Source organism: Streptomyces diastatochromogenes, from assembly GCF_002242805.1.
Taxonomy (GTDB): domain Bacteria; phylum Actinomycetota; class Actinomycetes; order Streptomycetales; family Streptomycetaceae; genus Streptomyces; species Streptomyces diastatochromogenes.
This window is the reverse complement of the sequence record NZ_MCGQ01000005.1, coordinates 108,183-122,162: the sequence shown is the minus strand read 5'-3', so window position 1 is coordinate 122,162 and position 13,980 is coordinate 108,183. Positions and strand designations below refer to the sequence as shown.

9 protein-coding genes and 1 pseudogene are annotated in these 13,980 nt (G+C 69.3%); 9 read left to right on the top strand and 1 reads right to left on the bottom strand.

What is annotated here, in order from left to right; all coding sequences use genetic code 11:
- Positions 1-56 precede the first annotated feature (56 nt).
- From BEK98_RS02805 to BEK98_RS02765, 9 genes are all read left to right on the top strand, one after another.
- The gene (locus BEK98_RS02805; protein ID WP_094214733.1) at positions 57-1,394 is read left to right on the top strand and encodes an ABC transporter substrate-binding protein; all 1,338 of its coding nucleotides are present in this window, start codon (positions 57-59) and stop codon (positions 1,392-1,394) included.
- 107 nt (positions 1,395-1,501) lie between these two features.
- Positions 1,502-2,281, top strand: coding sequence for a rhamnogalacturonan acetylesterase (locus tag BEK98_RS02800; protein WP_094214732.1), 780 nt, complete (start codon positions 1,502-1,504; stop codon positions 2,279-2,281).
- A gap of 25 nt (positions 2,282-2,306) precedes the next feature.
- Positions 2,307-3,617, top strand: a complete 1,311-nt coding sequence (locus tag BEK98_RS02795) for a pectate lyase family protein (protein ID WP_425276580.1) — start codon at positions 2,307-2,309, stop codon at positions 3,615-3,617.
- Between the two features lie 71 nt (positions 3,618-3,688).
- Positions 3,689-4,810: a pectinesterase family protein gene (locus BEK98_RS02790; RefSeq protein ID WP_094214730.1), complete on the top strand. Its 1,122-nt coding sequence runs from the start codon at positions 3,689-3,691 to the stop codon at positions 4,808-4,810.
- Positions 4,810-5,859, top strand: coding sequence for a pectinesterase family protein (locus BEK98_RS02785; protein ID WP_094214872.1), 1,050 nt, complete (start codon positions 4,810-4,812; stop codon positions 5,857-5,859). Before BEK98_RS02790 ends, BEK98_RS02785 begins: the two co-directional genes overlap by 1 nt.
- 23 nt (positions 5,860-5,882) lie before the next feature.
- A complete protein-coding gene (locus BEK98_RS02780; protein ID WP_094214729.1) occupies positions 5,883-6,986 on the top strand; it encodes a right-handed parallel beta-helix repeat-containing protein in 1,104 nt (367 codons plus the stop codon).
- Between the two features lie 126 nt (positions 6,987-7,112).
- A complete protein-coding gene (locus BEK98_RS02775; protein ID WP_094214728.1) occupies positions 7,113-7,538 on the top strand; it encodes an effector-associated constant component EACC1 in 426 nt (141 codons plus the stop codon).
- The gene (locus BEK98_RS02770) at positions 7,535-12,016 is read left to right on the top strand and encodes a caspase, EACC1-associated type (RefSeq protein ID WP_094214727.1); all 4,482 of its coding nucleotides are present in this window, start codon (positions 7,535-7,537) and stop codon (positions 12,014-12,016) included. Before BEK98_RS02775 ends, BEK98_RS02770 begins: the two co-directional genes overlap by 4 nt.
- A gap of 86 nt (positions 12,017-12,102) precedes the next feature.
- Positions 12,103-12,900: an HAD family acid phosphatase gene (locus tag BEK98_RS02765; protein ID WP_094214726.1), complete on the top strand. Its 798-nt coding sequence runs from the start codon at positions 12,103-12,105 to the stop codon at positions 12,898-12,900.
- A gap of 9 nt (positions 12,901-12,909) precedes the next feature.
- On the opposite strand, the pseudogene BEK98_RS02760 reads toward BEK98_RS02765, so the two are convergent.
- A pseudogene (locus tag BEK98_RS02760) lies at positions 12,910-13,953 on the bottom strand (glycoside hydrolase family 43 protein); the annotation flags it as partial.
- Between the last annotated feature and the right edge of the window lie 27 nt (positions 13,954-13,980).

The window sequence follows — 13,980 nt, the reverse complement described above, 5'->3', positions numbered from 1 at the left end:
CTGACACCCCCACAGCTCCACCCCTTCCGTTGGATCCAGAAGAAGAGAGCCGACCAATGAAGAGCAGCAACCGCAGAAGCAGGCGTGCCGCCACGGCCGTCGCCCTGGGCTCCGTGCTCGCGCTGACCGCCACCGCCTGCGGCGACGACGGCAGCGGCGGCGCGGGGGACAAGGGGAACGAGGGCTCCGGCAAGGGCACGATCACCTTCTGGGACAACAACGGCGGTGTGCGCACCGACATCTGGAAGCAGATCATCGCCGACTTCGAGCAGAAGTACCCGGACATCAAGGTCAAGTACGTCGGCATCCCGGCGGCGAGCGCCCAGTCCAAGTACGACACCGCCATCCAGGGCGGTGGCCTGCCGGACGTCGGCGGCGTGGGCACCGCGATGCTCGCCGAGGTCGCCGTCCAGGGGGCGCTGGAACCGCTGGACAGCCGGCTCGGCAAGAGCCCGCTGAACGGAAAGCTGAGCCAGAACCTCATCGACGTCAGCAAGGCGGCGGGCGGCGGGGACACGCTGTACCAGGTGCCGACCTCCGCCAACAACGGCACGCTGTGGTACCGGACGGACCTGTTCAAGAAGGCCGGCCTGGACGCGCCGACCACCTGGTCGAAGTTCTACGAGGCCGCCGGCAAGCTCACGGACAAGGGCAAGAACCAGTTCGGCTTCACCATCCGTGGCGGTGAGGGAGCCATCGCGCCGGCCCTCGACGCGGTGTACGGCCAGACCGGCATCACCTCGTTCTGGAACGGCGACAAGACCACCGTCAACGACCCCAAGAACGTGGCCGCCCTGGAGAAGTACGTCGCGCTCTACAAGAAGGACACCCCGTCCGCCGACGTCAACAACGACTTCACGAAGATGGTCGCCCAGTGGGACAGCGGCACGATCGGCATGCTGAGCCACAACCTGGGGTCGTACCAGGACCATCTGAAGGCGCTGGGCAAGGAGAAGTTCCGGGGCATTCCGAACCCCACGATGGACGACGGCACCCGGGTGCAGGTGTCCAACCCGGTGGACGGGCTGAGCCTGTTCAAGTCGAGCAAGAACAAGGCGGCGGCCTGGAAGTTCATCGAGTTCGCGGTGTCCGCAGCGGAGAACTCCAAGTTCAACGAGTCGGCGGGGCAGGTGCCGGCGAACACGGAGGCGGCGAAGGACGCGTGGATCCAGCAGGCCGAGCCCACGAAGCTGGCGGCGGAGGCATTGAACGGGGGCGGTACGAAGATTGTGCAGTTGCCGTACTACCTGCCTGACTGGAACACGATCTCCAAGGCGGACAACGAGCCCAATTTCCAGAAGCTGCTGCTCGGGAAGATGAGTGCGAAGGCGTTTTTGGACACGCTTGCCGATCAGCTCAATGCTGCGCAGGCCGACTGGAAGAAGAACCACTGATAGCTCGGGTGGTTTCGGTTTCGTGGGGGGCTGCCGGCCGGTGGGGGCTGGTCGCGCAGTTCCCCGCGCCCCTGATTGTCCAGCCCCCTGTTTGAAAGGTGGACCTTGTGTCCCTTACTCGCAGACAGGTAACTTTCGCCGCTCTCGCGGGCGTTCCGCTCGCCGTACGCGCCCCGCGAAGGCACCGCACGCTCTACATCGCCGGTGACTCCACCGCCGCTCAGAAATACGCCGACGCGGCTCCCGAGACCGGGTGGGGAATGGCGCTTCCCTTCTTTCTCCGTAAGGGGCTGGATGTCGCCAATCATGCGGTGAACGGACGGAGTTCGAAGAGCTTCGTCGACGAAGGACGGCTCGACGCCATCCTTTCGGTCATCCGGCCGGGCGATCTCCTGGTCATCCAGTTCGCGCACAATGACGAGAAGAACACTGACCCCACTCGCTACACCGAGCCCTGGACCACGTACCAGGACTATCTGCGGAAGTACATCGACGGCGCGCGGGCCAAGAAGGCTCACCCCGTCCTTGCCACCCCCGTCGAGCGCCGCAGGTTCGACGTCGGCGGCAACGCCGTGCCGACACACGGCGACTACCCGGCTGCCATGCGCGCGCTCGCCGAAGCGGAGCGCGTCGCGCTGCTCGACATCGAGGCGCTGTCGCTCGCGTTGTGGCAGGAGCTGGGAGTCGAGGAGACGAAGAAGTACTTCAACTGGACCGACACCGAGCAGGACAACACGCACTTCAACCCGCCGGGCGCCATCGCCGTGGCCCGGCTCGTGGCGCAGGAGCTGCTGCGCACCCGGGTGCTGGGCCGGCATGACGTCGTCCGGTTGCACGAGGACGTTCCGACGTCCTGGATCACCTGGCCGCCCGCACCGCAATCGTGACCTCACGAAAGAGGAGACCCGCACAGTGCGTACACAGAAGTGTCATGGACGCGTCATAGGAGCCCTCGTGGGGTGCACGGCTCTCGTGCTCGCCGTCACCGGGACCGCCTCCGCGCAGCCCGGTCGGGGCGTCGAGCGCCAGGTGCTGCCCGCGAACGACGGTTGGGCCGCCTACGGCACCGGGACGACCGGCGGTGCCGCCGCCGATGCCGCGCACGTCTACACCGTCACCACCTGGGAGCAGTTCAAGTCCGCCCTCGCGGACGGCGGCAGTGCCCCGAAGATCATCAGGGTGAAGGGCACGATCGACGCGGACGGGCCGAGCTGCGCCTCGTTCGCCGTGCCCGGCTACGACTTCGACACCTACCTGAAGACCTACGACCCTGCCGTGTGGGGTCGCACCAAGAACCTCGACGGCGAGCCCGACGCCAGCCCCGAGGGCCTGCGCCGTGCCTCCGCCGCCCAGCAGGACGCCTACATCAAGGCGAACATCCCCGCCAACACCACCATCGTCGGCATCGGCAAGGACGCCGGATTCAAGGGCGCCAGCCTCCAGATCAAGGGCGTCGACAACGTCATCGTCCGCAACCTCGGCTTCGAGAGCCCCCTGGACTGCTTCCCGCAGTGGGACCCCACCGACACCGCCGACGGCAACTGGAACTCCGAGTACGACAGCGCGGTGATCTACGGCTCCACGCACGTGTGGATGGACCACGACACCTTCACCGACGGGGACCACCCGGACAGCACCCTGCCGTACTACTACGGCCGGATCTACGAGCAGCACGACGGCGAGCTGGACATCGTCAAGGGCGCCGACTACGTCACCGCCTCCTGGAACGTCTTCGAGGACCACGACAAGACGATCCTCATCGGCAACAGCGACAGCGCCTCCACGGCCGCGGTCGACCGGGGCCACCTCAAGGTCACCTTCCACCACAACCTGTTCTCGAACCTGGTCGAGCGCGCACCCCGCGTCCGCTTCGGACAGGTGGACTCCTACAACAACCACTTCGTCGCCGGTGACGGCTACTCCTACAGCTACGGCATCGGCATGGAGTCCCAACTCGTCGCCGAGCACAACGCGTTCACCCTGCCGACGGGTGCGAAGACCGGTTCGATCCTGAAGAAGTGGAAGGAGTCGCCGCTCACCGCCGCCGACAACTACGTCAACGGCGTGCCGACGGACCTGATCGCCGTCCACAACACCGAGGTCCCGGGCGAGATCCTGCAGTCCGGGGCGGGCTGGACGCCGACCCTGCGCACCGAGGTCGACCCCGCCAAGGCCGTCCCGGGCCTGGTCGACCACTGCGCGGGCGCGGGTCGCCTGGGCTGACCCACCGGGGCCGGACCTCCGGCCCCGATCCCCCTCTCCTCTCACGAGCCGCACCGCGAAGGAGCACTCCCATGCCCTCGCCCCAACTTCCCCTGTCCAGACGGCGCTTGCTGGTCGCGAGCGCCGGGGCCGCCACCGCGCTCGGCCTCGCCGCCGTCCCCGCGCGGGCCGCCGGGGGACCGCGCACGTTCGGCCGGTACGGGTCACCGGCCCGCCGCCTCACCCCGGGGACCCTGTACATCGACCCGAACGGCCGCGGTGACTTCACCTCCGTGCAGGCCGCGGTGACCTCCGCCACCGGCAGCGGCCGGACGCTGGTCCTCGCACCCGGCACCTACCGGGAGACGGTCGCCGTCGACGCCGGCCGTACGGAGATGACCTGGATCGGCGCCTCCGAGGACCCCCGGGACGTCGTCATCGTCTACGACCACGCGGCCGGCACCCCCAAGCCCGGCGGCGGCACCTACGGCACCACCGGGTCGGCCACGACGACCGTGCAGGCCGACGGCTTCACCGCCCGCTGGATCACCTTCGCCAACGACTGGCTGCGCGCCGACCACCCGGACATCAGCGGCACCCAGGCCGTCGCCATCAAGGTGCAGGGCGACCGCGGCGCCTTCCTGCACTGCCGTTTCCTCGGCCACCAGGACACCCTGTACGCCGACTCGACGGCCCTCGGCACCTTCGCCCGCCAGTACTACGCCCACTGCTACGTCGAGGGCGACGTCGACTTCGTCTTCGGCCGGGCCACCGCCGTCTACGAGCACTGCCACTTCCGCACCCTGAACCGCACCGACCTGGCCGCCGCGCCGTACGGCTTCGTCTTCGCCCCCTCCACGGCCGTCGCCAACCCGCGCGGCTACCTGGTCACCCGCAGCCACATCAGCAGCGGAGCCCCGGACGCCTGCTACAAACTGGCCCGCCCCTGGGTGCCCGGCTCCGATCCCACCGCCCGCCCCATGCTCACCGTCCGCGACACCTGGCTCGGCCCCGGCATCGACGCGGCCGCGCCCTACACCAACATGTCGGCCACCTACCCGTGGCAGAACCAGCGGTTCGCCGAGTACCGGAACACCGGCCCCGGCGCGGCCGTCACCGTCCCGGAGAACCGGCCCCAACTGACGGACGAACAAGCCGAGTCGGCAACCCGGGAGGCTTATCTCGGGGACTGGACCCCGTGGGAGGGCTGCTGATGCCGCTGCCCCGACGCGCGCTGCTCGCGGGTATCGCGGGCGGACTCGTGGCCATGAGCGCATCCCCGGTGTTCGCTGCTGGCCGCCCCGTCCTGCACGTCCGCCCCGGCGACTCCGTCCAGGCCGCCGTGAACGCCGTCGACGGCCCGGGCCGGACGATCCTCGTCCACCCGGGGACGTACCGCGAGGTCGTCAACGTGCCATCCGACAAGGGCGAGTTGACGATATGCGGGATCACGGGCGACCCCCGTGACGTCGTCATCGTCCACGACAACGCCAACGGCACCCAGAAGCCCGACGGCTCGGGCACCTACGGCACCGCCGGGTCCGCCACCTTCAGCTCGGCCGCTCCCGGGCTGACCGTGCGCGACCTGACCCTCGCCAACGACTGGCTGCGCGCCGACCACCCGGACATCACCGGGACCCAGGCGGTCGCCGCCTACGTCACCGGAGACCGCTCGTATTTCGCGAACGTCCGACTGCTCGCCCACCAGGACACCCTGTTCGCGGACACCACCGCCCTGGACTCCTTCGACCGGCAGTACTACCGGAACTGCCACATCGAGGGCGACGTCGACTTCGTCTTCGGACGGGCGGCAGCGGTCTTCGACCGCTGCCGCTTCCACACCCTGCGGCGGGACGTCACCTTCACCCCCAAGGGCATGGTCTTCGCCCCGTCCACCGCCCGCGCCAACCCGCACGGCATCCTCGCCGTCCGCTCCCGGTTCACCTCCGGTGCGGAGGACTCGGCGTACAAGCTGGCCCGGCCGTGGGTGCCGTCGTACGAGACCACCGCCTGGCCCTCGCTCGTCGTCCGGGACAGCCTCATCGGGCCCGGCATCGACCCGGTCACCCCCTACACCACCATGCGGGACGCCTACCCGTGGCAGTCCATGCGCTTTCACGAGTACCGCAACTCGGGTCCGGGCGCGGTGATCACCGTCCCCGCCAACCGGCCCCAGCTCACCGACGCCGAGGCCACGCTGCACACCCCCGCCGCCTACCTCGGTGACTGGCACCCCCACTCCCACCCCCACCGCTCGCTCTGAGCCGACGAAGGGACCCGCACGTCATGCTTCGCATCAAGAGCACCCTCACCGTCCTCGCCATCGCCGGGCTCGGCCTGGTCGCCACGCCCGCGCACGCCGCGACCGTGGTGGTCAGCAACTCCACCGACCTGACGAACGCCATCAAGAACGCCACCGCCGGCACCGTCATCCAGGTGCGCGGCGGCACCTACTACCCGACCGCGACCCTCCAGTCGACGGCCAACGGCACCTCCTCGTCCCCGATCACCCTCACCGCGTACGGCTCCGAGACCGTGAAGATCGACGGCTCCTCGCTGTCCTCCGGCTCCTGGATCTTCAAGCTGACCGCCGACTACTGGAACGTCTCCAACATCACCTTCCAGAACTCCCCGGACAGCGCGGTCGTCTGCCAGTCCTGCACCGGCACCAACTGGAACAACATCAAGACCATCAACGGCGGCGACTCCGGCTTCACCCTCACCGGGGACGGGACCGTGAACAACACGGTCAAGAACCTGGACAGTTACGGCAACTACGACGCCGCCACCCACGGCCAGAACGCGGACGGGGTCGCCATCAAGTTCGGCTCGGGCACCGGCAACCTGGTCACCGGAGCGCGCCTCTACAACAACTCCGACGACGGCATCGACCTGTGGTCCTTCTCCTCCCCGGTCACCATCGAGCACACCTGGTCCTTCGGCAACGGCAAGAACCGCTGGGGCGACTCCGCCTTCGAGGGCAACGGCAACGGCTACAAGCTGGGCGGCAACGGTGTGACGGTCGCCCACGTCGTCAACAACTCCGCCGCCTGGGACAACGCCGGCAACGGCTTCACGGAGAACTCCAACACCGGCGCGATCGTCATCAACCGCACCACCGCCTACGCCAACGCCAAGTGGGGCTACTACTTCGCCACCAGCTCCGCCCGCCTCGGCAAGAACCTCGCGGTGAGCAACGGCAGCGGACTGGTCAGCAAGGGCTCCTCGGTGGTCTCCGCCGGCAACAACTGGGACTCCGGCATCTCCACCCCGTCCTTCGTCTCCACGGACGCGTCGACTACGTACAACGCCCGCAAGTCGGACGGCTCCCTGCCGTCGACGACGTTCCTGACGACGGGGAGCACGACGATCGGGGCGACCATGAACTAGACGGCGAACCAGACGGCGAACCAGATGACCGATCAGCGACCGGAATTACCGGGTCAGGTTTCCCCCGCTCCCTCTACGCTGTTGTCCGACGGTCCATTGGGACAGGATGCAGGATCGGGGGAACCTGTGGACGTACGTGTGGATGTCCGCGTCACGGACGATGCCGACGTTGCCGGCGCGGCCGACGAGACGAGGTCGCTGCTCGCCTGGCTCACCCAGGAGGACGAGCTGCGCGGCCGGGTCACCCCGCAGGAGAGACCACCGGTGCCCGGCACCCTGGGCCCGGTGCTGGACGGCCTGGTGGTCGCGCTCGGCTCGGGCGGGGCGGTCACCGGACTCACCACCGCCGTGGTCGCCTGGATCCGCAGCCGGCACAGCGACGTCACCGTCAAGGCGACCCGGTCCGACGGCGCCTCGCTGGAGATCTCCACGAAGCTCGTCGGGCCGATGACCCCCCAGGAACTGCGCGCCTTCGTGACCGACTCCTCCCGGCTCCTGGAAGGCGGCCAGGGCGGTCAGGGCGGCCCGGGACCGGACGGCGGCGCGTTATGACCACCCGGCCCGCCGAGTCACCGGCCCTCGCCACGCCCACCACCGCCCTGGCATCCTCCGGCGCGCGGGTGCTGCTCATAGGCACCGGCACGCACGACGGCCCGACGCTGACCTCCGTACCGGCGGTGCCGCGCAGCGTCGAAGCACTGGCGGCCGTCCTGGCCGAGCGCTGCGGAGTGACCCCCGACCGGCTGCGCACCCTCGTCGACCCGGCGGACGCCCGCACGATGGCCCTGGCCGTCGCCGACGCGGCGCAGGAGGCCGAGAGCACCCTGCTCGTGTACTACGTGGGCCACGGCCTCATCGGCCCCGGCGACGAGCTGTACCTCGCCGCCACCGCCACCGACCGGCTGACCCCGGGCCTCGCCGCACACCAGGCGCTGTCGTTCTCGGCGCTGCGCGAGGCGCTCACCCTGTGCCGCGCCGCGTCGGTGATCGTCGTCCTGGACTGCTGCTTCTCCGGACGCGCCCGGCTCGGCGCCGGTACACCCCAGCCCGCGGCCTTCTCCCTGCCATCCGGGCACGGGATGTACCTGATGGGCTCCGCCGAGCAGCTGGCGCTGGCACCCGACGACGCCGAACACACCGCCCTCACCGGCGAGTTGATCAGCCTGCTGCGGGACGGCGACCCGCGCGCACCGCGCCTGCTCACCCTGGACGACGTCTACGACCACCTGTTCCGCGCGTTACGGTCCCGGGGCGGGCCGCTGCCCCGCCGCCAGGCAGGCGACCGCTCCGGCGGACTCGTCCTCGCCGTCAACGCGGCCGCGCCGGCCACCGACGAGCCGGACGGCACCCCGGCCGAGGAACCGGCGCCGGGCCCCTGCCCGTACCCGGGCCTCGACGCGTTCACCGTGGACGACGCGGAGTTCTTCCACGGCCGGGAGAAGCTGGTCGACGAACTGCTCCGCGGCTGCCTCCAGGCCGTGGAGCAGGGGCGGCCGCTGGCGGTGGTCGGCCCGTCGGGCGCAGGCAAGACCTCACTGCTGCACGCCGGACTCCTCGCGGCCTTACAGGCCGGAACTCCGCTGCTGCCCGGTTCGGCGGCCTGGCCCGGCCTGGTCCTGACCCCCGGCGAACACCCCCTCCGCAACCTGACCACCGCCCTGCGGGGGGACACCGTCCTGTCGGCAGAGGACCCGAAAGCCGCCGTCGGCTGGGTCCACGACCTCGTTCCGGACCGGCGGCGACTGGTGCTGGTGGTGGACCAGCTGGAGGAGCTGTTCACCCTCTGCCGCAGCCGGACCGAACGCACGGCGTTCCTCGCCGCGTTGGCGGCCCTGGCCGAGGCCGGGACGCTCGTCGTCGCCGCCCTGCGCGCCGACTTCTACGGGCACGCCCAGGCCCTGCCCGAGCTGGACTCGATGCTGCGGTCCAACCAGGTGCTCGTCAGCCCGATGGGGCAGGAGGAGCTGAGGGCCGCGATCGAGCGCCCGGCCGGCGCCGTCGGCCTGGAACTCGACGAAGGCCTCGCGGACCTGCTCATCCACGAACTGGGCGCAGCCCGGCTGACCCGGTCCCGGACCGGCACCCTGCCCCTGCTCTCCCACGCACTCTGGTCCACCTGGCGACACCGACAGGGCAGACGGCTGACCGTCGCCGGCTACCGCGACAGCGGAGGCATCGACGAAGCCATCAAACAGACCGCCGACGACACCTATGAGCACCTGGACGACGCAGGCCGTGCCGCCGTACGCCGCATGCTGCCCCGCCTGGTGCACATCGACGACGACGCACCGGACACCAGCCGCCCCGCCGACCGGACCGTACTGCTGGACGGCCTGCCCGACCCGCAGGCGGCCGAGCGGGCCCTGAACCGGCTCGCCGCGGCACGGCTGCTGGTCCTCGACGAGCACACCGTCCGCATCAGCCACAACGCCCTGCTGCACACCTGGCCCCGGCTGCGCGAGTGGATCGACGCGGACCGCGACTGGCTGCGCACGCGGCAGCAGGTCGCCGTCGACGCCGCCACCTGGTGGGAGGCGGACAGGCATCCCTCGCTGCTCTATCGGGGCCCCCGGCTCGCCGCCACCCGAGAACGCCTGGAGGGCGCGGGTCTGACCGCCGCCGCCGAGGGCAAGGGGCATGCCGGTGAACTCGAACCACGGCTCGCGGAGTTCCTGAACCAGTCGTGGCGCCAGGAACGGCGCGGGGTGCGCATCCGCAGGGCGGTGATCGCCTGCATGTGTGTGCTGACGTTGCTGGCCGGAACGGGGGGAGTCCTGGCCTGGTGGTCGGGGCAGAAGGAGGCGGCTCAGCGTCGGGAGGCTGTCGCACGGCTGGTCACCGAGGAGGCGGACCGTCTGCGGGACAGCCGCCCCGGGCTGGCCAAACAGCTCAGCCTGGTCGCGAACCGGCTGGACCCGCAGATCGGGACGGCTTCGATGCTCGCCGCCATGGCGAAGCCGGGCGTCTTCATGTCCCAGGCCTCCGCCGACGACATCTCCCTGGATGCCCGGGGCGAACGGATGGCCATCTCGACCGGCTCAGACGTCGTCCTGTGGGACACGGCGCACGGCAAGCGGTTGGGGCACCTGGGCCAGATGCGGACCGGTGCGGTGGCGCTCAGCCCCGACGGACGGCTTGTGGCCGTCGTACGGGCCGGCAGCACGGCAAGTGGCTCGCTGGGGTTGTGGGACGTCACCGAGCTGGACCGAGTGCGCCGTATCGCGATCCCCGAGCGGCAGCGGGTCAAGACCCTCTCGCTGACCATCAGCCCCGACGGTCGCACCCTCGCTCTTGGTCGCGTCGACGGAACCATCCAGCTGTGGGACATCGCCCACCGGTCCACCCCACGCCCGCTGCGCACCCTGAGCGGCCACACCGGGAACGTCGACTCGCTCACCTTCGCCCCGTCCGGGCGGCTCCTGGCCAGCGCCGGCAGCGACGGCAAGGTACGGCTCTGGGACCTGTCGGACCAGCGGCGCACCTCGGCGTCGGCGGTCCTCCCCGGTCTCAAGCTGGGCTCCCAGACCTACGACCTGAACGGAAAGCCGCTGCACCGGGTGGCGTTCAGCCCGGACAGCAGACTGCTGGCCGGGCCGGGGGACGGGGACCAGACCCGTGTCCGTCTGTGGCGGCTGCGGGGCCAGGGGGAGCCGACGTCGGCGGGCACGGCGAAGGAGAAGTATGTGACCGACTGCGCGGCGAACCTGGCCTCCGCCGCGTTCAGTCCGGACGGAAAGGTCCTCGCCACCGGCTGTGATACCAACACCTACCTCTGGGACGTCCCTCCGGGTTCCCGCCTGAAACAGTCCGCCCAGCTCGACGGAAACGGCAACGGGACGGGTCCGGCGCTCTTCACACCACACGGCCACCGGTTGCTGCGCGCCACGGGCCGCGGAGTTCTGTTGTGGTATGTGGAGAACACGGCAAAGCCCACCGCTGCAGCCAGCTTCGGTCAGTCACCGTCCGGCTTCCAGGTGACCACGAAGTTCAGCGGAGGTGCCCGGCGGCTGTTGGTCATTCACGGTGCCAACGGCGGTGCCCTGTGGGACATGACCGGTACGGCCACGCTCCACAAGAGCCTGGCACGGCTGCCGGGCAGTGGCGAGATCGGCGCGGAGGGGGCGGCCTTCAGCCCCGACGGGAAGATCCTCGCACTCAGCGAGATGAGCGGAAACAAGCGTGTCGTCCGGCTGCGGGACACCCGCCGGTCCGGCGCACCCGTCATCGCCACCATCAAGGACATCGCCAACGGTATCGAGGACCTCTCCTTCAGCGCGGACGGACATCTGCTGGCCGTGGCCGACAACAACGACAACACCGATGTCCGGACCGAGCCACCCTCGGTGAAGGTGTTCGACGTCACCGCCGTCTCGCACCCCCGGCAGACCGCAGCCATGAAGGGCAACGTCTTCTTCGTCACCTTCTCCCCGAAGGGCCGGCTCCTGGTCGCCAACACCGCCGACAGGCTGCTCTCCTGGACAGTGGCGAACCCACACCGTCCGGTAGCCCAGCCGACCCAGTGGCTGACCCCGGGCGCCGGTGTGTCGAGTGCCGCCTTCCGTCCCGACGGCGGACTGCTTGCCGCCACCGACACCAAGGACACCACGCGCCTCTGGCGGATCAAGGACGGCCGCATCACGGGCGAGCCTTCCGTGATGCGCACGATGGGCTCGGGAGGAGGCATCGCCTTCAGCCCGGACGGCAGGACCCTCGCCTGGTCAAGCTCGGGCGATCCGAACGACGTCCACGCGGAGGACCACATTGAGCTGTGGGACGTCAGCCACTGGCAGGCTCCGGTGTACAAGGGCGCGTTTGCCTTCGGTCAAGGAAGCCTCACGGGCTTCGGAAGCCTGTCATACAGCTCCCACGGCAAGCCCCTGCTGGCCGCGGCCGGAACGGACATCGACGTCTGGGCCACCAACACCCCGGACCTGAAGTACCTCCTTTGCAAGAGCATCGGTGACGTCATCACCCAGCCCGAATGGAACGCGTACGTCCCCGGCGAGCCCTACGACCCGCCCTGCCACTGACTGCCCCTGCCTTCAACCGAATTGGTGTGTATCGATCAGGCAACGAATCTCGCCTTCCCCTGGGTGACGCGCGTAGAAAACCTGTCATGCATAAATCACTGCGGATCGCGGCGATCACCGCCGCCTGTGCCCTCGCCGGTGGTGCCCTGTACGGCGCCGGCGCGGCCACCGCCGGTCAGTCGACGGCGAACTCCACCCACGAGCCCTACAACATCGGGCTCCTGGTGAAGGACATCGACACCTACTACGGCACCACCGCCGACGCCAACGGCGTCTACCAGGCGTCCCCGGACAGCCCGTACGCGCAGGACCTGGCGCGCATCGACGCCGACGCCAAGCGCTACATCGACAAGGCGGCCCGCAAGGCGCACCGCCACGGCGAGAAGCCGGCCGTCGTCTTCGACATCGACGACACGCTGCTGCTCAGCCTCGACTACGAGAAGCGCTACAACTACACGTACAACTCGACCACCTGGGCCGACTACGTGAACAAGGCCAGCCGTCCGGCCGTGTTCGGCAGCCCGGAGCTGGTCCAGTACGCCGAGTCCAAGGGTGTCGAGGTCTTCTACAACTCCGGTCTCAGCGAGGCGCAGCGCGGCGCCGCCGTCGAGAACCTGAAGAAGATCGGCGCCGATGTGAACCTCGACGCCGACCACATGTTCCTCAAGGACAAGGTCAACCCGCCGGCCTACCTGGGCGACTGCGCCACCCCGGGCACCTGGACCTGCACGACGGTGCAGTACAAGTCCGGCACCCGCAAGCACATCGAGGACGACCTCGGGTACGAGGTCATCGCCAACTTCGGCGACCAGTACTCGGACCTGGACGGCGGCTACGCCGACCGCACCTACAAGCTGCCGAACCCGACCTACTTCGTCTCCTGACGGTCATCCGTAGGTCCTGAGCAGCCGCTCGTACTCGGCCCTCGTCACCGGCATCACCGTGCCGTGGCGGGGGCTGGCGGGCAGTGCGTAGTCCGTGGACAGGGTCCACTTGCCCGAGGCGAGGTCGGTGGTCTCGAAGGGCACGTAGCCGCGCAGGCCGTACTCGTCGATGAACAGGTACCACTTCTTCTCGGTGTTCGACTTGAACACCGTCGGCCCCTCGCCCCGCTGGATGGAGCCGTTGCCGATGCAGTCGGCGACGAAGGCGTACGACGTGTCGGTCAGGTTCCGCGACTTCTCGGCGGTGATGAACTTCGAGCAGGGCGAGCTGGAGCTGGGGTCCCGCTCGTCCTTGGTAAAGCGGTAGTACGTTCCCTTGTCCTTGATGACCGTCGAGTCGATGACCGAGTAGCCCGGGTCGTCCCAGACCTTGGGCTCGCTGAAGGTGCGGAAGTCCCTGGTCGTCGCGTAGAGCATCCGGTTGTACGTCGAGCCGGTGTGGTCGGGGTCGGCGGCGGCGTACAGCTTCGACGCCCAGAAGACCACGTACTCGTGGAGCCGGTCGTCCCAGTAGGCCTCCGGGGCCCAGGTGTTGCCCGCGTTGTCCGGGGCCACCTTCACCAGCCGCTGGTCGGTCCAGTGCACCAGGTCGGTGGACTCCCAGACCATGATCGACTTGCTGCCGTGCCGCTGGACGTAGTCCCAGCTGCCGCTGCTGTTCTGGTACATCCGCAGGTCGGTGGCGATCAGATAGAACTTGTCGCCCTTGGGGGAGCGGATCACGAACGGGTCGCGCAGCCCCTTCTCGCCGATGGTCGAGGTCAGCACCGGCTTGCCCGCGTTCAGCTCCCGCCAGTGCAGCGGGTCGTTGCCCTGGCTGAGGGCGTAGCGGATCTGCTCGCCGTCGGCGGTGCCCTCGCCGGTGAAGTAGGCGAAGAGATAGCCCGCGTACTTGGGCTGCCGGGTCTGTGCGGAGCCCGGTGGGGCGGTCAGCAGGGTGAGGAAGAGGGCGGCCAGGAGGGGGACCAGCAGGGTTCTGCTTCTGGGGCGCATGGCAGTCCTGTGTGAGTTTGGGGATTT